The 17,118-nt window shown below is 71.2% G+C and carries 19 protein-coding genes; 10 read left to right on the forward strand and 9 right to left on the reverse strand.

Annotated elements, in window-relative coordinates:
* The 6 genes from VGD32_RS07580 to VGD32_RS07605 form a co-directional block, all read left to right on the forward strand.
* Positions 1-1,273 (forward strand): FAD-dependent oxidoreductase (locus VGD32_RS07580; RefSeq protein ID WP_331031292.1); only part of this gene is annotated, 1,273 nt, incomplete at its 5' end.
* Positions 1,270-1,890, forward strand: coding sequence for a 16S rRNA (guanine(527)-N(7))-methyltransferase RsmG (gene rsmG / locus VGD32_RS07585; protein WP_331031293.1), 621 nt, complete (start codon positions 1,270-1,272; stop codon positions 1,888-1,890). The genes VGD32_RS07580 and rsmG, both read left to right, overlap by 4 nt.
* Complete coding sequence (locus VGD32_RS07590; RefSeq protein ID WP_331031310.1) at positions 1,880-2,686, forward strand: ParA family protein; 807 nt, start codon at positions 1,880-1,882, stop codon at positions 2,684-2,686. The genes rsmG and VGD32_RS07590 overlap by 11 nt, the downstream gene beginning before the upstream one ends.
* 28 nt (positions 2,687-2,714) lie before the next feature.
* Complete coding sequence (locus tag VGD32_RS07595) at positions 2,715-3,608, forward strand: ParB/RepB/Spo0J family partition protein (protein ID WP_331031294.1); 894 nt, start codon at positions 2,715-2,717, stop codon at positions 3,606-3,608.
* A 1-nt stretch (position 3,609) separates the two neighbouring features.
* Complete coding sequence (locus VGD32_RS07600; protein WP_331031295.1) at positions 3,610-4,242, forward strand: class I SAM-dependent methyltransferase; 633 nt, start codon at positions 3,610-3,612, stop codon at positions 4,240-4,242.
* A 4-nt stretch (positions 4,243-4,246) separates the two neighbouring features.
* Positions 4,247-4,432 carry a hypothetical protein gene (locus VGD32_RS07605; RefSeq protein WP_331031296.1) on the forward strand — a complete coding sequence of 62 codons (186 nt, stop codon included), beginning with the start codon at positions 4,247-4,249 and terminating at the stop codon, positions 4,430-4,432.
* Positions 4,433-4,435: 3 nt separating this feature from the next.
* Here VGD32_RS07605 and holA read toward each other — a convergent pair whose 3' ends face one another.
* The 4 genes from holA to VGD32_RS07625 all read right to left on the reverse strand — a co-directional run bounded on the left by holA (position 4,436) and on the right by VGD32_RS07625 (position 9,041).
* Positions 4,436-5,488, reverse strand: coding sequence for a DNA polymerase III subunit delta (gene holA / locus VGD32_RS07610; protein ID WP_331031297.1), 1,053 nt, complete (start codon positions 5,486-5,488; stop codon positions 4,436-4,438).
* A 10-nt stretch (positions 5,489-5,498) separates the two neighbouring features.
* Positions 5,499-5,984: an LPS assembly lipoprotein LptE gene (gene lptE / locus VGD32_RS07615; protein WP_331031298.1), complete on the reverse strand. Its 486-nt coding sequence runs from the start codon at positions 5,982-5,984 to the stop codon at positions 5,499-5,501.
* On the reverse strand, positions 5,984-8,536 hold the full coding sequence (gene leuS / locus VGD32_RS07620) for a leucine--tRNA ligase (RefSeq protein ID WP_331031299.1): 2,553 nt from the start codon (positions 8,534-8,536) through the stop codon (positions 5,984-5,986). Before leuS ends, lptE begins: the two co-directional genes overlap by 1 nt.
* A gap of 64 nt (positions 8,537-8,600) precedes the next feature.
* Entirely contained in the window at positions 8,601-9,041 is a 441-nt protein-coding gene (locus VGD32_RS07625) for a DUF3576 domain-containing protein (RefSeq protein ID WP_331031300.1), read from the reverse strand.
* Between the two features lie 333 nt (positions 9,042-9,374).
* Here VGD32_RS07625 and VGD32_RS07630 point away from each other — a divergent pair, with 333 nt between their 5' ends.
* The gene (locus VGD32_RS07630; protein WP_331031301.1) at positions 9,375-9,791 is read left to right on the forward strand and encodes an NtrZ family periplasmic regulatory protein; all 417 of its coding nucleotides are present in this window, start codon (positions 9,375-9,377) and stop codon (positions 9,789-9,791) included.
* On the opposite strand, the gene VGD32_RS07635 is transcribed toward VGD32_RS07630, so the two are convergent.
* A complete protein-coding gene (locus tag VGD32_RS07635; protein ID WP_331031302.1) occupies positions 9,788-10,444 on the reverse strand; it encodes a thiamine phosphate synthase in 657 nt (218 codons plus the stop codon). The two genes, VGD32_RS07630 and VGD32_RS07635, sit on opposite strands and share 4 nt — an antisense overlap.
* Between VGD32_RS07635 and VGD32_RS07640 the strand changes: the two genes are divergently transcribed.
* Together VGD32_RS07640 and VGD32_RS07645 are read left to right on the forward strand one after the other, a co-directional pair.
* Positions 10,443-11,162 (forward strand): YggS family pyridoxal phosphate-dependent enzyme, encoded by a 720-nt coding sequence (locus VGD32_RS07640; RefSeq protein WP_331031303.1) that lies wholly within the window; start codon positions 10,443-10,445, stop codon positions 11,160-11,162. The genes VGD32_RS07635 and VGD32_RS07640 overlap by 2 nt on opposite strands.
* A gap of 62 nt (positions 11,163-11,224) precedes the next feature.
* A complete protein-coding gene (locus tag VGD32_RS07645; RefSeq protein ID WP_331031304.1) occupies positions 11,225-11,911 on the forward strand; it encodes a response regulator transcription factor in 687 nt (228 codons plus the stop codon).
* On the opposite strand, the gene VGD32_RS07650 is transcribed toward VGD32_RS07645, so the two are convergent.
* Positions 11,908-12,756 (reverse strand): hypothetical protein, encoded by an 849-nt coding sequence (locus VGD32_RS07650; protein WP_331031305.1) that lies wholly within the window; start codon positions 12,754-12,756, stop codon positions 11,908-11,910. The genes VGD32_RS07645 and VGD32_RS07650 overlap by 4 nt on opposite strands.
* A gap of 90 nt (positions 12,757-12,846) precedes the next feature.
* On the opposite strand from VGD32_RS07650, the gene VGD32_RS07655 reads away from it, so the two are divergent.
* The gene (locus VGD32_RS07655; protein ID WP_331031306.1) at positions 12,847-14,256 is read left to right on the forward strand and encodes an SLC13 family permease; all 1,410 of its coding nucleotides are present in this window, start codon (positions 12,847-12,849) and stop codon (positions 14,254-14,256) included.
* Between the two features lie 8 nt (positions 14,257-14,264).
* Here VGD32_RS07655 and VGD32_RS07660 read toward each other — a convergent pair whose 3' ends face one another.
* From VGD32_RS07660 to VGD32_RS07670, 3 genes are all read right to left on the reverse strand, one after another.
* Complete coding sequence (locus VGD32_RS07660) at positions 14,265-15,059, reverse strand: exodeoxyribonuclease III (protein WP_331031307.1); 795 nt, start codon at positions 15,057-15,059, stop codon at positions 14,265-14,267.
* 240 nt (positions 15,060-15,299) lie between these two features.
* Positions 15,300-15,932, reverse strand: a complete 633-nt coding sequence (locus VGD32_RS07665) for an outer membrane lipoprotein carrier protein LolA (protein ID WP_331031308.1) — start codon at positions 15,930-15,932, stop codon at positions 15,300-15,302.
* A gap of 187 nt (positions 15,933-16,119) precedes the next feature.
* On the reverse strand, positions 16,120-17,118 hold a 999-nt coding region (locus VGD32_RS07670; RefSeq protein WP_331031309.1), incomplete at its 5' end, for a DNA translocase FtsK.

The raw sequence follows: 17,118 nt of genomic DNA on the forward strand, positions 1-17,118 counted from the left end.
GACCGGCACGCCGGCGCGACTCGACGGTCGCACCATCGCCTGGGACCGGCTGGAGATGCAGGCGGCGGACAGCGAGCCCGTGCCGTTCAGCTTCCTGACCGATCGCATCGACGTGCCCCAGATCGCCTGCGGCGTGACCCATACGACGGCGGAGACGCACCGGATCATCGCCGACAACCTCGGCGACAGCGCCGTCTATGGCGGACACCTGTCCGGCCGCGGCCCGCGCTACTGCCCCTCGATCGAGGACAAGGTGGTGCGGTTCGCCGACAAGACCTCGCACCAGATCTTCCTTGAGCCGGAAGGTCTCGACGACCCGACCGTCTATCCCAACGGCATCTCGACCTCGGTCTCCGACGCCACCCAGGCCGCCTTCCTGCGCACCATTCCCGGGCGGGAGACGGTGGCGGTGTTCCGCTTCGGCTACGCCATCGAATACGACTACGTCGACCCGCGCGAACTGACGCCGGCGCTGGAGGTGAAGAAGCGGCCGGGTCTGTATCTGGCCGGCCAGATCAACGGCACCACGGGCTATGAGGAGGCGGGGGCTCAGGGCCTGATCGCCGGGCTCAACGCCGCCCGCGCGGCCGCCGGCTCCGATCCGGTCGTGCTGGGCCGCGACCAGGCCTATGTGGGCGTGATGATCGACGATCTGGTCACACGCGGGGTGACCGAGCCCTACCGGATGTTCACCAGCCGGGCCGAATACAGGTTGACGCTACGGGCCGACAACGCCGATCAACGGTTGACCCCCCTGGCCATCGAGGCCGGTCTCGTCTCGTCCCGACGCCGGGCCGCCTTCGAGGCCAAGGCCGCGCTTCTGGCCGAGGCCGCCGCGCTGGTGCGCGGGGTGACCTACACGCCCAGGGAGGCCGGCGCACTGGGCGTCGCCGTCAACGCCGACGGGCAGCGCCGCTCGATCCGCGACCTGCTGGCCTTTCCGGGCGTCGACCTCAGGACCTTCGAGGGGGCGCACCCCCAGATCGCCGCCTGGCCGCGCCAGGTCCGCGAGCAGATCGAGATCGACGCGGGCTACGCCGGCTATCTCGATCGCCAGGCGTCGGACGCCGAGGCGCTGCGCCGGGAAGAGGCGCTGGCCCTGCCGGTCGACCTCGACTACGCCGCCATCGGCAGCCTGTCGAACGAGGTGCGCGAAAAGCTGATGCTGATCCAGCCGCGCACCCTGGGTCAGGCGGGACGAATCGAGGGGATGACCCCGGGCGCCCTGACGGCCCTGCTGTCACACGTGAAACGGGCCCGGGTGGCTGCGTGACGTCCGGTGAGTACCAGGCCCTGACCGGCGCGACGCCGGCGCACATCACCGACCTTGAAGCCTTTATCGCCCGGCTGACCGAAGCCAATGCCGTGATGAACCTCGTCGGGCCGGATACGATTCCGGACGTGTGGAACCGGCACGTCTGGGACTCGGCTCAACTGCTGGGCCTCGCGCCCGGAGCCGAGACCTGGGCCGATCTCGGGGCGGGAGCAGGGTTTCCGGGGGTGGTGCTGGCCATCCTGCTCAAGGGCCGGCCCGGCGCGCACGTCTGGCTGATCGACAGCCTCGGCAAGCGCTGCCGCTTCCTGCAGGAGGCGGTCGACGCCTTGGCCCTGCCCGCGACGGTGATCAACGGCCGGGCCGAGGATCAGGAGCTCAGGGTCGACGTCGTCACGGCCCGCGCGGTCGCGCCGATGGACAAGCTGCTCGGCTATGCACAGCCTTATCTACAGCGCGGCGCCCAGGGGCTGTTTCTCAAGGGGGAAAAGGCCGAGGCTGAGTTGATCGAAGCCCGCAAGATCTGGCATTTCGAAAGCAGCCTGTCCGTCTCGCGCAGCGATCCGCGCGGCCGTATCGTTTCCGTCCGGAGCCTCCGCCGTGTCCATAGCCGGTAAGACTCGCGTCCTCGCCGTTTCCAACCAGAAGGGCGGCGTGGGCAAGACCACCACGGCGATCAACCTCGGCACGGCGCTGGCGGCGATCGGCGAGAAGGTGCTGATCGTCGACATGGACCCGCAGGGCAATGCCTCGACCGGGCTTGGTGTTCCACGTGAAACACGGCGGGTGACCATCTACGACGTCATCGTCGACGGCCGTTCGGTGGACGACTCGGCGGTGCAGACAGCGGTGCCCGGACTGCACATCATTCCCGCCGACGCCGATATGTCAGGGGTCGAGATCGAGCTCAGCCAGGCCGACCGCCGCTCGTTCCGGCTGCGCGACGCCTTGGCCGGGCAGGGCCGCGAGGGGCAGACCCGGTATGACTACGTGCTGATCGACTGCCCGCCGTCGCTGAACCTTCTGACCCTCAACGCCATGGCGGCGGCCGACGCGGTGCTGGTGCCGCTGCAGTGCGAGTTCTTCGCCCTGGAGGGCCTGACCCAGTTGATGAAGACCATCGACATGGTGCGGCAGAGCCTCAACCCGACGCTGGAGATCCAGGGGCTGGTCCTGACCATGTACGATCGCCGCAACGCCCTGTCGGGACAGGTCGCGGCGGACGTGCGGGCCCATTTCGGCGACAAGGTCTATGAGGCGGTGATCCCCCGCAATGTGCGGGTGTCGGAAGCGCCGTCGTTCGGCAAGCCGGCCCTGATCTACGACCTGAAATGCGCCGGCAGCCAAGCCTATCTGCGCCTCGCCCGCGAGGTGGTGGCGCGCGAGAAGACGCGGCGGTTGCAGGCCGCGTGACCACATATAGCAGAATGGAATCAGCAACTTGAGCGAACGTCAGCGTGGCCTGGGCCGGGGATTGTCGGCCCTTCTGGGGGAGCAGGCGAGCGAGGCCGTGCCGGTGGACGGCTCGGCGGCTCCGGCCGGCGTGCGCATGGCTCCGATCGAGGCGCTCAAGCCCAATCCGGACCAGCCGCGCAAGACCTTCGGCCAGGCCGAACTGGCCGAACTGGCCGAGTCGATACGCGACAAGGGCGTGCTGCAGCCGATCCTCGTCCGTCCGCAGCCGAATGAGGACGGCGTCTGGCAGATCATCGCCGGCGAACGCCGCTGGCGGGCGGCCCAGCAGGCGCGTCTGACCCAGGTCCCGGTCATCGTCCGCGAAATGGACGATGTGGCGGTGTTCGAGGTCGCCATCATCGAGAACGTCCAGCGGGCCGATCTCAATCCGCTGGAGGAGGCGGACGCCTACCGCCTGCTGATGGAGCGCTTCGGCCGCACCCAGGACGCGGTCGCCGGCGTGGTCGGCAAGAGCCGCAGCCACGTGGCCAACACCCTGCGCCTGCTGCAGCTGCCGGAAGAGGTGCTGTGGTACGTGCGAAGCGGCAAGATGAGCGCCGGCCACGCCCGGGCCCTGATCACCGCGCCCAACCCTGCCGCCCTCGCCGAACAGATCGTCAACGAAGGGCTGAACGTGCGTCAGGCCGAGGCGCTGGCGCGGCGCGCGGCCGAGGGCCCGAAGCCCGGAAAGGCCAAGGCCCGGGCGGGCGCTCCGGCAGGCGAGGGCGGGGCCGACATCGCGGCGCTGGAGCAGGATCTGACGGACGCCCTGGGTCTGCCGGTGTCGCTGGCGGACCGCGGCGGCAAGGGCGAACTGACCCTGCGCTACGCCACGCTGGAGCAGCTGGACGACCTGTGCCGGCGACTGATGCGCGGCTAGGATGACCGACCCGGTCGAGGCGGCGGCCGAGGCGATCATCGGCCTCTACACCCGGCACGCCGACGACTGGGCCCGGATGCGCGACGGAACGCTGAACGCGGACGAGGGCCCGCATCTGCAACGCTTCGCGGCGGCCCTGCCTGAGGGCGCGGAGGTGCTGGACCTTGGCTGCGGTTCCGGGCGGCCGATCGTGCACTGGCTGATCGGGCAGGGATTTCGCCTGACCGGCGTGGACGCCTCGCCGGGCCTGATCGCGCGCTGCCGGGCCGCCTTTCCGGAGCATGAGTGGCGGCTGGACGACATGCGCGGTCTGGACCTGGGCCGGCGGTTCCACGGCGTCCTGGCCTGGTTCAGCAGCTTTCACCTGACGGCGGAGGCGCAGGCGGCGATGGCGGCGGTCTACGCCCGGCATTTGCGGCCCGGCGGCGTGCTGATGTTCGTCGGCGGGCCGGGCCGGGGGGTCTCCATGGGAACATGGATGGGTGAGCCTCTGTATCACGCCAGTCAGGCGCCGACCGAGTATCGCGCCGGGCTGGAACAGGCGGGGCTGATCGATATCGAGGAGGTGGCTCTCAAGCCCGGCGCCGACGATTCCGCGAGGGTTTGGACGGCGCGGCGCGGCATGTCAGACTGAGGCCATGACCGACAAACCGAGCAATCCGACCGCCGAAGCCATGAAGAAGGCGCTGGCCGCCAAGAAGGCGGGGGGCGGCCCGGCCCATACCGGACTGCAGGGCTCGGCGCGGGCCGAGGAGAAGGCCCAGAAGGCGCGCAATGTGGCGCTGGCCAAGCCGGCGTTCAGGAAGGCCTCGAAGCGGGGCTAGATCCTACAGGCCGAGCCGCCGGGCCCGCGCCGAAATCTCCAGCAGCAGGCGTTCGGCGATCAACTGGTCGGGCGAGCCGGTGGTCTTGGTGGCGATGTCGGCGGCGTTGACGCTGTCCAGCACCCGGTCGAGGTCCTCGAGCCGCCAGCTGCGCGCCTGACGCAGCATCTCGGCCTCCTGCTTCCAGAACACGCCGGCGGCCTTGGCGGCCTCCTTGGCCCCGGCGCCGTTGGCCTGAAGCACATTGATGCGGCGCAGCTTGCCGAGGTGGATCGAGGCCTGACGCACGGCCATGACGGGGCTCTCGCCCTCGGCGAGGGCGCGGCGCAGGCCCGACTGAGCCGGGGCGGGGCGGCCGCCGAAGGCCTGCATCGCCGCGTCCTGCAGCGAGGCGTCCGGTTCGACGCCGAGATGGCGCTCCAGCTCCTCGACATCGATGGTCCGGCCCGATCCGGGGCCTATGTAAAGCGCCAGCCGTTCGATCTCCTGCCGCATCAGGCCGCGTTCGCGCGGCAGCCGGGCGACGAAGCGGTCCAGCGCGTCCTGGGTCAGCCCGACCTTGTCGGCGGCCAGGGCCTCGCGCGTCATGCGGGCCACGTCGCCGGTCTCGTCCTCGTAGCAGGCGATGGCCACCGCCGCCTGCGCCGCCTCCGCCGCCTTGCGCAGGGCGGAGTCGCGGCCCAGCGCTCCGGCCTCGATGACCAGCATGGCGTCGGGGTTGTAGGCGCCGTCGGCATGGGCCTTCAGCGCCGCGGCCAGCAGCTTGTCGATCGAGGCCTTTTCCGACCCGAGCCGCACGCGGACCAGCCGGCGGCCGCCGATCATCGACAGGGCGGTCAGGGCCTCGTCGAGCCGCGCCTCGTCGCCGTCGATGTCGCTGTCGGTCAGGACGGTGACGTTGAACGGGTCGTTCAGGTCCGGCGTGATGGCCTTGCACAGCTGGGTCGCGCGCTCCGCCACACCGGAGCGGTCCTTGCCGTGGATGACGGCGGCGCGCACCGACGGGTCGGGCGACTTGAGGAAGCGATCGACCTCGGGCCGTTTCGCCAGGATCATCGGGCGCCCGTCACGGCTGATCCGGCAGGGCCCGCATCAGGTCCAGGCGGATCTGGCGCGCCAGTTCGGCGGCGGCGCGCTCCTCGCCGTCCTGCTGGGCGGCGATGGCGGCGTAGGGCTGGTCGGCGGCGGCGTAGGTCGTGGTCACCGTCTCGGTTCCCGACAGCGGCGAACCGCCGTCGACCGGGGTCAGGGTCCAGGCGCCGCGGACGGTCAGCTCATAGCGGGTGGCGGTGTCGTCAATGCGCCGGCCGAGCGGGCGGCGCGACTGCTCGACCGTGGTCTGCAGGCGCCACAGCGGGGGCCGGGCGGCGTCGCGGCCCAGCGCGTCCTCGAGCTGTTCGCGCAGTCGGTAGCCGAGGCGGTCGTCCTGGGTGGTCACGGCGATGCGCGACAGGCTGGAGCCGACCCCGGCCTCGCCGTACAGCGGCGTGAATCCGCAGCCGGCCAGCGTCAGTCCCATAAGCGCGACAATGCCGGCGGCGGGGGGGCGCATCAGCCGACCACCAGATTGACGATGCGATCCTTGACCACCACGATCTTCCTCACCGTCTGACCCTCCAGCCGCGCTCGCACGTCCGCGTCGGCGAGGACGATGGCCTCGACCTCGGCCGGCTCCAGCCCGCGGGCGACGCGGATTTCGCCGCGGCGCTTGCCGTTGACCTGGATCGGCAGGGTGACCTCGTCGTCGGCCGCCAGCGCCGGATCCCAGACGGGCCAGGGCGCGTCGAGGATCATCCCCGCTTCGCCGAGCCGCGTCCAGCCTTCCTCGGCCAGGTGCGGGGTGAAGGGGGCGACCAGCCGCAGCAGGGCCGAGAGGGCCTGCCGCCTGGCCTCGCCGCCGGCCTTCGCATGGTCGCGCACCGTGGCGACGAAGGCGTAGAGCTTGGCGATGGCCGAGTTGAAGCGGAAGCCGTCGATGCCCTCCGACACCGCCTTGATCGCCTTGTGCGTCTCGCGGATCAGGGAGGCGTTGGCGCTCTCGTCGCCGGGGACGGCGGGGTCGAAGCCGTCGACCTCGGTCCAGACGCGCTGAACGAAGCGGCTGGCGCCCTCGACGCCGCCGGGCGTCCATTGCACGTCGCGCTCGGGCGGGCTGTCCGACAGGACGAACAGACGGCCGGCGTCGACGCCGTAGGTGGCGACGATCTCCTGCGGCGCGACGACGTTCTTCTTCGACTTCGACATCTTCTCGATGTCGCCGATGATCAGGGCTTCGCCGGTGGACAGCTGGCGGGCCGAGCGGACGCCGCCCTCGTGGACCAGCTCGACGTCGGTGGGCTCGACCCAGGCGCCGTCGGCCCGGCGATAGGTCTCGTGGACCACCATGCCCTGGGTGAACAGGCCGGCGAACGGCTCGCGGACGTTCATCAGGCCGGCGTCGGACAGGGCGCGGGAGATGAATCGGGCGTAGAGCAGGTGCAGAACGGCGTGCTCGACCCCGCCGATATACTGGTCGACCGGCAGCCATTTGTCGGCGGCGGCCTTCGAGATCGGCTCGCCGGCCGTCGGATCGGCGAAACGGGCGAAGTACCAGCTGGAGTCCACGAAGGTGTCGAGCGTGTCGGTCTCGCGCTCGGCCGGGCCGCCGCAGGACGGGCAAGCGACGTGCTTCCAGGTCGGGTGCCGGTCCAGCGGGTTGCCGGGCGTGTCGAAGGTGACGTCCTTGGGCAGTTCGACCGGCAGGTCGGCGGCCGGCACGGCGCCGCACGAGGGGCAGTGGACGATCGGAATGGGGCAGCCCCAGTAGCGCTGGCGGCTGACGCCCCAGTCGCGCAGGCGGTAGATGGTCGCGCCCTGGCCCTGACCCGCCGCCTCGACGCGGGCGATGGCCTCCGCCTTGGCTGTCTCGATGTCGAGACCGTTCAGGAAATCCGAGTGGAAGATTGAGCCGGGTCCGACATAAGCCTCTGTTCCGACATTGAAATCGTCGTCAGAACCGTCAGGTCTCACAACCGGGATGACCGGCAGGCCGTATTTGCGGGCGAAGTCGAGGTCGCGCTGGTCGTGGGCGGGGCAGCCGAAGATGGCTCCCGTGCCGTATTCCGACAGGATGAAGTTGGCGATCCAGACGCTGACCTCGCGGCCGTCGAACGGATGCAGCACCTTCAGGCCGGTGTCGAAGCCGATCTTCTCCGCCTGTTCGATTTCGGCCTGGGTCGAGCCGCCCTTGCGGCATTCGGCGACGAAGGCGGCGGCGGCGGCGTTGGTTTCGGCCAGGGCGCGGGCGACCGGATGATCCGGCGCGATGCCCATGAAGGAGGCGCCGAACAGGGTGTCGGGGCGTGTGGTGTAGATTTCCAGCCCGTCCGGCGCGGCCTCCGGCGCGGGGCCGGCCCAGCGCCAGGTCATCTGCAGCCCCTTCGAGCGGCCGATCCAGTTCTCCTGCATCAGCCGGACCTTGTCCGGCCAGCGGCCTTCCAGTTCCTTCAGCCCCTCGATCAGGTCGTCGGCGTAGTCGGTGATGCGCAGGAACCACTGGTTCAGCTTGCGCTTCTCGACGATCGCGCCGGAGCGCCAGCCGCGGCCGTCGACCACCTGCTCATTGGCCAGGACGGTGTTGTCGACCGGGTCCCAGTTGACCACCGAGTCCTTGCGATAGACCAGGCCGCGCCGGAACAGTTCGAGGAACCACGCCTGCTGCCGGCCGTAGTAGGCCGGGTCGCAGGTGGCGAACTCTCGCGACCAGTCCAGCGACAGGCCCAGCAGCTTCAGCTGATCGCGCATCGTCGCGATGTTGGACCAGGTCCAGTCGCCGGGATGGACGCCGCGCTCGATGGCGGCGTTCTCGGCCGGCAGGCCGAAGGCGTCCCAGCCCATCGGATGCAGCACGTCGAAGCCCTGGGCCCGCTTCGAGCGCGCCACCACGTCGCCCATCACATAGTTGCGGGCGTGGCCCATGTGGATGTTCCCCGAAGGGTAGGGGAACATCTCCAGCACATAGTATTTCGGCCGGCCCGTCTCACCGGTGGGCGTGCGGAAGGCGTCGGCGGCCGCCCAGCGGGCCTGCTGGCGGGGTTCGGCGGTCTTGGGCTCGTAGCGGGCCACGGGAATCCTTCAGGCGGCTCCTGAAGGACGCGGCCTTGAGGAGGCTATGGTCGGTCGGGGAGGGTTAGCCGGCGTTCTGCAGGTTGAGCTGGCGCGCCTTGGTCAGGATGGCGTTCTCGAGATCGGTCTCGGTCTGCGCCGCCACCGGGGCGCCGACCCAGCCGCCGGTCGCGTCACGGACTTCCTTGGTCACCGTGACGTTCAGCGCGTCGGCGCGCAGCCGGGTGTCGAGGATGAAGACGGTCGCCTTGAAGCGCTCGTTCGGGGTCTGGGGATCGGTGTACCAGTCGTAGTTGATGACCCCGCCCCACGGATCGGCGTTGGCCAGCGGCATGAAGCTCAGGGTGTCGAGCGTGGCGCGCCACAGGAAGGCGTTGACGCCGATGCCCGTCTGGGCCGCCGTCGCGGGCCTGGCGCCGCCGCCCATGCCGGGAATCCCGCCGCATCCGCCCAGCATCAGACCCGAGGCGATCAGGGCGATCGCTGCGCCGCGAACCAGCACCATCGAGACTCTCCATTCGATCGAGACGTGCGGCGGGCCGTCCCGCGCACGCGCCGGCCCGCCCACAGGGGCGCAAAGCCGAAGCGACGCTCTATAACACGGTGAAAAGGGGCGATGACAAGGCGAAGTGCATCGCCGGCGCCGCCTCGGGGCCCCGGAACGGCGCGGACGCGTCCGGGGCGACTCCCGAGCCGTGACGCTCGCGCCACAGGAGTCCCGCAGAGTCTTGCGGAACCATAGGTAAGGGGCCACGTTTCGTTGACCGGGCTGACCAGCGGTGTCTAATCGCTGGCAAGGACCGTGGCGGAAGCTCCGTCGCGGCATGAAGGGCAGGACATGCGCCAGACCACGCGCAAGAACAGCGCCGTCATCGCCGGACTGGCCGCCGGGCTCGGCCTGCTGGCCGTGGCCGACGCCGCCTCCGCCCAGGCCGCCTCGTCGCGGACCCGCGCCCCCGCCGTCACCCTGTCCGAAGCCCAGGCCGCCCGCACCGCCGCGGCCGGCGCCGGCCAGTCGCGCCTTCGTTTCACCGAGCGCGGCCGCTGGGGCCTCGACCTCAACCTCAGCGAACCGGTCGGCCGCGAGAGCAATCTCGGCGACGTCGAGGCCGGCGCCTACTACCGCGTCAACCCGCGCCTGCGCGTCGGCGCCACCGCCGGCCTGGCCGAGCCCGAGGCCGATCCGGCCCGCCCGCCGCAGACCGACCGCCGGACCGCGCCGCGCTTCCGGCTGGAATCGATCTTCCGCTTCTAGTCTTCCGGGCCGAACGCCGCCCGGATCGCCGACACCCCGGCCAGACCGCACGCGCCCGAGCCGATCAGCCCGCGCGCGTTGCCGCCCTTGATCCCGCCGAGGGCGTAGACCGGCGTCGCCGCTTCGCGCGCCAGAGCGCTGAACGCCGCGATCCCGAGGGGCGGCCGCCCGGCCGAGGCGCCGCCGGCCGCGAACACCGGCGACAGCACGGCGGCGTCCAGATCTCCCGCCGCGGCCAGCGCGGCTTCCGAATGGACCGCGCCGGTGATGCGCCAGTCGGGACGGGCCGCGGCGATCGCCGGGGCCTGCCCCAGCGCCCGCTCCGGCAGATGGAGGCCGTCCGCCTCGACCGCCTCGCCCAGTTCGGCGTCCAGACCGACCAGCAGCAGGCCGTCGCGCCGGCGGGTCGCCTCCCGCAGCCGCAGGCCGGTCTCGCGCGCGTCGGCGGCGCCGAAGGTCCGGAACACCACGCCCGACCCGGCCGGCAGGCGCGACGCCGTCTCCCACGGGCGGGGCGTGCGCACGGGGTCGGTGAAGAACAGCAGCGGCGGCAGGTGGGGGGCCGGCCGGCCCGCGGCGCGGCTGACATTGGCCGCGTCCCGTGCGAGGACGCTGGCGACCTCCCACAGGATATCCGCCCCGGACCGGTTCATGGCCTCCTCTTCTCCCGATCCCGTCGATCCGTCCAGCGCCGTCGGCGGACGCTTCGCGGCGGTGCGGCGCCGGATCGCCGACGCCTGCCGCGCCGCCGGGCGCGATCCGGCGGAGGTGGTGCTCACCGCGGTCGCCAAGACCCAGCCCGCCGAGGCGCTGGGCGCCGCCCTGGCCGCGGGCCAGCGGGTGTTCGGGGAGAACCGGGTGCAGGAGGCGCAGGCGCACTGGAGCGCGCTCCGGTCCGGAACGCCCGGTCTCGAGCTGCGGCTGATCGGGCCGTTGCAGACCAACAAGGCCGCCGACGCCGTCGCCCTGTTCGACGTCATCGAGACCCTGGACCGGCCGAAGCTGGCCGACGCCCTCGCCGCGGCGGCGGAAACGGCGGGCCGGGCGGTGCGCGTGCTGGTCCAGGTCAACACCGGGGCCGAGCCGCAGAAGGCCGGGGTCCTGCCCGAAGAGGCCGACGCGCTGGTGGACTACGCCCGGTCGAAGGGGCTCGCGGTCGAGGGGCTGATGTGCATTCCGCCGGCGGACGAGGCGGCGGGACCGCATTTCGCCCTGCTGCGTCGGATCGCCCGCCGCAACGGGCTGGCCGTACTGTCGATGGGCATGAGCGGCGACTTCGAGACCGCCATCCGCTTCGGCGCCACCCATCTGCGGGTCGGATCGGCGTTGTTCGGGGAACGAAACCGCCCCGAAACGCCCTCTAGAGACTGAAAACCGCTCCGCTTCGGGTCCGACCCTTGGCGGAACGGCCGACGCTCGCCATTCTGGTAGCCATGCCCACGCCCAAGACGATCCTGATCATCGACGACGACGACGACCTGCGCGAGGCGCTGGCCGAGCAGCTGGCCCTGCACGAGGCGTTCCGCCCGGTGCAGGCGGCGACCGCCGCCGAGGGCGTGCGGATGGGACGGGAGGTGCGCGCCGACCTGATCCTGCTCGACGTGGACCTGCCCGACATGGACGGGCGCGAGGCCTGCCGGCTGCTGCGCAAGGACGGGGTCTCGACGCCGATCATCATGCTGACCGGCCAGGCGTCGGACGCCGACACCGTGCTGGGGCTGGAGTCCGGGGCCAACGACTATGTCACCAAGCCCTTCCGTTTCGCGGTGCTGCTGGCGCGCATCCGCGCCCATCTGCGAAGCCACGAGCAGTCCGAGGACGCGGTCTTCCGCATCGGCCCCTATGAGTTCCGGCCCGCCGCCAAGGTCCTGATCGACGACAAGGGCCGCAAGGTGCGGCTGACCGAGAAGGAAACCAGCATCCTGAAGTATCTCTACCGCGCCGGGGCCAAGGCCGTGTCGCGCGAGGAGCTTCTGACCGAGGTGTGGGGCTATAACGCCGGGGTCACCACCCACACGCTCGAGACCCACATCTATCGCCTGCGCCAGAAGATCGAGCCGGAGCCGGGCCAGGCGCGGCTGCTGCTGACCGACGCCGGCGGCTACCGGCTGCAGCCCTAGCCGGGCCGCCACTCGCTGAGCGTCTCGCCGGTGGCGCCGTCTTCATAGGCGAGCCGGTCGAGGGCGACGCCGACGGCGCAGGGCGGGCGGGCGTCGGCGCGACTGACCCGGCAACGAATCACGCGTCCGCCGGCCCACGGCGTCAGCCGACCTTCCAGCACCAGGCGGTAGCCCTGCGCCGGGGCGGGGGCCGGTTCGTCTCCCTGACCGCGAAGCGTGAGGGTGAAGGCCCGGTCGTCGGCCCGGCCGAGGCGCGACGCCCCCTCGGCCTGCAACAGCGCCAGCGCGACCGGCGGAGGGGCCGGCAGGGCGAAGGCGTCGAGCACCGGCAGTCCGGGCGTGGGACAGCCCTCCGCGCGCATCCACGGCTGGTTGACCCAGACCCCGCCGACCCGTTCGAACCCCTCGACGGCCGGTCCCGTGGCGTCGCCGCCGGTCCAGTCCGCCGGCGTGAAGCGAAGGCGTATGCTCCGGCCGTCGGGGCCGCGGCTCCAGCGCGGGGCGCCGGCGTCGACCACGTCCTTCGGGGGCGCGGGCTCGGGACCCAGACAACCGAAGGCGATCCGCATCCTGAAACGGCGGTTGGCGAGGGGATCGACCGACGGGGGCGGCAACCCGGCGGCGGTCCGGGACGCCGCCTCATCGACGGCGGCGAGGATGGCCGCCCGGTCGAGGACCGGATCGGCCAGCGGTCCCGCGGGCGGGGCGGCGGGTTGCAGCGGTTCCGGATCGGAAGACGGCCGACGATCGCCGCAAGCCGCCACGGCCAGGCCCGCGGCGCCGGCGAGCATCAGGAGTCGCATGGGCGGGCGTGCGGCGCTGGCGTTCACGGCTCTGTCAGGCATGGAACGACGCTAGCACGCCACGCGCTGAATTCTCGACCCCGGCGGTCAGGCAGGGGTTGACGGGGCGGCTGGCGGAGGGTCGGGAAGGGGATGACGTTCGACCAGATCGCCGCGCTTTCGGTGCTGACCGCCGTCGTCGGGGTGCTTGTCCACGGGCGGGTGCGGGCCGATGTGGTGGCCCTGACCGGGGCCGCGGTGCTGCTGCTCCTCGGCGTCGTGCGGCCGGTCGAGGTCCAGGGCGCGTTCGCCAGTCCGGCGGTGATCGCCCTCGCCGGTCTGTTCGTCATCGCCTACGCCATCGAACTGTCCGGTCTGCTCGGCCTGATGATCCGCCAGGCGACGCGGCTCGCCGCGCGGGTGGGCGCGACCGGCGTATGGGCGGTGATCGCGATGTGCGGCGGGCTCGGCGGCTTCCTGAACAACACGCCGGTGGTGGTGCTGGCCGCGCCCGTGATCCGGGACGTGGCCCAGTCGCTGAAGCTGTCGCCGAAGCGGTTTCTGATGCCGCTCAGCCACGTCTCGGTGCTCGGCGGCCTGACGACCCTGATCGGCACCTCGACCAACCTTCTCGTCAACGACATGGCGCGCAATGCGGGGCAACCGGTGTTCAGCCTGTTCGAGATCACGCCGGTGGGCCTGTGCATCGCCCTGGTCGGCGGGCTGTGGCTGTATTTCGTCGGAGCCCGGCAGCTGGGCCGCAGCGTCGCGGCGGACGAGGCGGAGCAGGCGCGGCTGGCCGCGCTGGAAGAGGCCCGTCGCCAGGCCGCGGCGGAGGTCTCGGCGAAGCGTCGGCGCCTGCTGCCGTTCAACCTGCCGCGGCTGGGCGAGGCGCGCACCAACGAGGACGGATCGGGCGACGCCCACCTCGGCGACGTGGCGCTGTTCGGCGCCGCCGACCGGCCGTTCGACCTGCGGCGGTCGCTGATCGCCCTCGGCGTCTTCGTCATCGTCGTGGCCGCGGCGGGACTGGGCTGGGCGCCGATCGCCGCCTCGGCCTTCGCCGGCGCGGTCGCCCTGATCCTGCTCAGGGTCATTACCCCGGAAGAGGCCTACGCCGGCCTGAGACCGGAAATCCTGCTGCTGATCGCCGGCATGGTGGTGGTCGGCATATCGATCGAGGTCACCGGACTGGCGGCGGCCGGCGCCGGCCTGCTGATCGAGGTGCTGCGGCCGTTCGGACCGCTGGTGGGACTGATCATCCTCTATGGCGTGACGCTGTTCGCCACCGAACTGCTGTCCAACGCCACGGTGGCGGTGCTGATCACGCCCATCGCGGTGGCTCTGGCCGAGAGCTTCGGCGTCGATCCGCGTCCGTTTCTGGTCGGGGTGATGATGGCCGCCTCGGCCGCCTTCGCGACGCCCTTCGGCTATCAGACCAATGTGCTGGTCTTCCAGATGGGCGCCTACAGCTACATGGACTTCATGCGCGTCGGCGTGCCGCTCAACCTCGTCACCTGGGCGGCGGCCATGGTCGCCATCCCGATCTTCTTCCCGTTCTAGAGGCCGGGCTAGACGTCGAGATCCATGGTCACCGGGGCGTGGTCGCTGGGCTGGGCCCATTCGCGGACCGTGTCGTGGATGCGGGCCGACCCGGCCCTCACCGCCGGCGTCAGGCCGGGGGAGGTCCACAGATGGTCGAGGCGCAGGCCGCGATTGGATTTTCGGAAGTCGGCGGCGCGGTAGCTCCACCAGCTGGCCAGCTTCACCGGCTCGGGAATCTGGGCGCGGATGACGTCGGTGAAATCGCCGGCGGCCTGAAGGCGGCGCAGGGTCTCGACCTCAAGCGGCGTGTGGCTGACGATCTTCGACATGTATCGGTGGTTCCACACGTCGTTCTCGCCCGGCGCGATGTTGAAGTCCCCGGCCAGCACGAGCGGCCGCTGGCGGTCGCGGGCGGCCATCTCGGCGGTCAGCCGCTCGTAGAAGTCCAGCTTGTGGTCGAATTTCGGGTTCAGCTTGCGATCGGGCGTGTCGCCGCCGGCGGGGATGTAGAAATTCTGGATCTCGACGCCCTCGACGGTGGCCGCGACGCAGCGGGCGTGCCCCTCGCGGCAGACGTCCAGCTTCGGCGCCTCGGCGATCGGCCTGCGGCTGGCGATGGCCACGCCGTGCCAGCCCTTCTGCCCGCCGATCCTCAGGTGGGGCAGGCCCATGGCCTCGAAGGCGGCGCGGGGGAACTGGTCCTCCAGGCATTTGATCTCCTGCAGGCACAGGACATCGGTTCCGCTCTCGGCGACGAAGCGGGCGACCTGGTCGATGCGCAGGCGGACGGAGTTGATGTTCCAGGTGGCGATGCGAAGCATGGATGGGCTCTAGCAGGCCCTGCGGCCGCCGCCCACAGAGCGCATAAAGAGACGCCCGGCCGTCGCCGGCCGGGCGTTCAAAGGTTCGTCTCTCTCGCCGCCGGGAAGGGGATGAACTCCTGAGCGGGTCAGACCGGCTCCCGCCGATCTGTGGCCAAAACAACACGCCCGAGAAAAAATGTCAAGCCGATTGGGACCGCTCCCGGGGTCCTATTCGCGTGCGAGGCGAACCGCGCCCCGCTAGTTGCGACGCGGCCGCTGGGTCGGGTCGCGCAGCTGGAACAGGCTGGCGGCCAGGCCGGACGCGGGGCGTAGCGTGGTCAGCTGGGTGCGGGTGCGGCCGCCCTGGGCGTCGACGATGGTCCACTCCTGCAGCCGGATCGGGTTGCCGGCGAAGGCCAGCACCACCGAGCCGTCGTTGGGCCGGCGCGAGTCGCGGGCGGTGATGGCGAAGGCGCCCGAATCCATGCGGGTCACGCGGTCGATGCGCACGCCCTGGTCCAGCCGGACGGTGCGGGCGAGGAAGGTCGACAGCGGCGTCTGCCCCAGCGGAACCTGGCGGAAGGTGTTCAGGCGCGGGTCGTAGCGCTTCACGTTCGAACCGTCGGACACCACCAGCAGGCCGGCCGGGTTGGTGTATTCGAAGCGCATCTTGCCGGGACGCTGGAGATAGAAGCGGCCTTCGCGGCGCTGGGCCCCCGAGGTCTCGACGAAGGTCCCCTGGGCCGAGGTCAGGCCCTGCAGATAGGTCTGCGCGCGGGCGAGGACGGCGCGGTCCTCGGCCGAGAGGCTGGCCTGGGCGTGGGCGGGCAGGGCGGCGACGGCCGCGAGGGCGGCGGATCCGAGCGCGAAGGCGCGGCGTGAGACGGTCATGAATGTCTTCTCCCGTTCGGGATGGTTGGGGACTGCCGTCTTGCAGGAGAGGTCTGGCGAGGGCGTGTCCCCAGCCTGACCATATTCCGGCGCCGCGATGAAGCCCTGTTCAGCTTCGCGCGGCCGACGACGGCCCTTCCTAACGCCGCCGGGCCGTCTCCGTTGCGGTCGCCGCCGGCATCCGGCGCTACATCGGCGGCGGGCCGGCGAGGGTGTCGCGCGTGCCGGCGTGGTTGGCGGGGCTGACCACGCCCTCCTGCTCCATCCGCTCGATCAGCGAGGCGGCGCGGTTGTAGCCGATCTGCAGGCGACGCTGGACGTAGCTGGTCGAGGCCTTGCGGTCGCGGGTGACCACGGCCACGGCGCGGTCGTAGAGGTCGTCGCCGGAGCCGCCGCCGCCCTCGTCGAAGCCGCCCGCGTCGCCGTCGCCGTCCGGGTCGTCGGTGATCAGGTCGAGGTATTCGGGCTCGGCCTGGGCCTTCAGGTGGCTGCAGACGGCCTCGACCTCCTTGTCCTCCACGAACGGGCCGTGCAGGCGGGTGATGCGCCCGCCGCCGGCCATGTAGAGCATGTCGCCCTGGCCCAGCAGCTGCTCGCCGCCCTGCTCGCCGAGGATGGTGCGGCTGTCGATCTTGGACGTGACCTGGAAGCTGATCCGGGTCGGGAAATTGGCCTTGATGGTGCCGGTGATGACGTCGACCGAGGGGCGCTGCGTGGCCATGATCAGGTGAATGCCGGCGGCGCGCGCCATCTGGGCCAGACGCTGCACTGCGCCCTCGACGTCCTTGCCGGCGACCAGCATCAGGTCGGCCATCTCGTCCATGACCACGACCAGATAGGGCATGGGCTCGGGCCGGATCTTCTCGGACTCGTAGACCGGCCGGCCCTGGTCGTCGAAGCCGGTCTGGACGGTGCGCTCGAAATGCTCGCCCTTGGCCTGGGCCTCGCGGGCCCGCTCGTTGTAGCTGGCGATGTTGCGCACGCCGAGCTTGGACATGCGGCGGTAGCGGTCCTCCATCTCGCGCACGGTCCACTTCAGAGCCACCACGGCCTTCTTCGGATCGGTCACGACCGGGGCCAGCAGGTGCGGAATGCCGTCGTAGACCGACAGCTCCAGCATCTTGGGATCGATCATGATGAAGCGGCACTCCGCCGGGCTGTGCCGGTAGAGGATCGACAGGATCAT

This window comes from Brevundimonas sp., from assembly GCF_036402095.1.
GTDB lineage: Bacteria > Pseudomonadota > Alphaproteobacteria > Caulobacterales > Caulobacteraceae > Brevundimonas.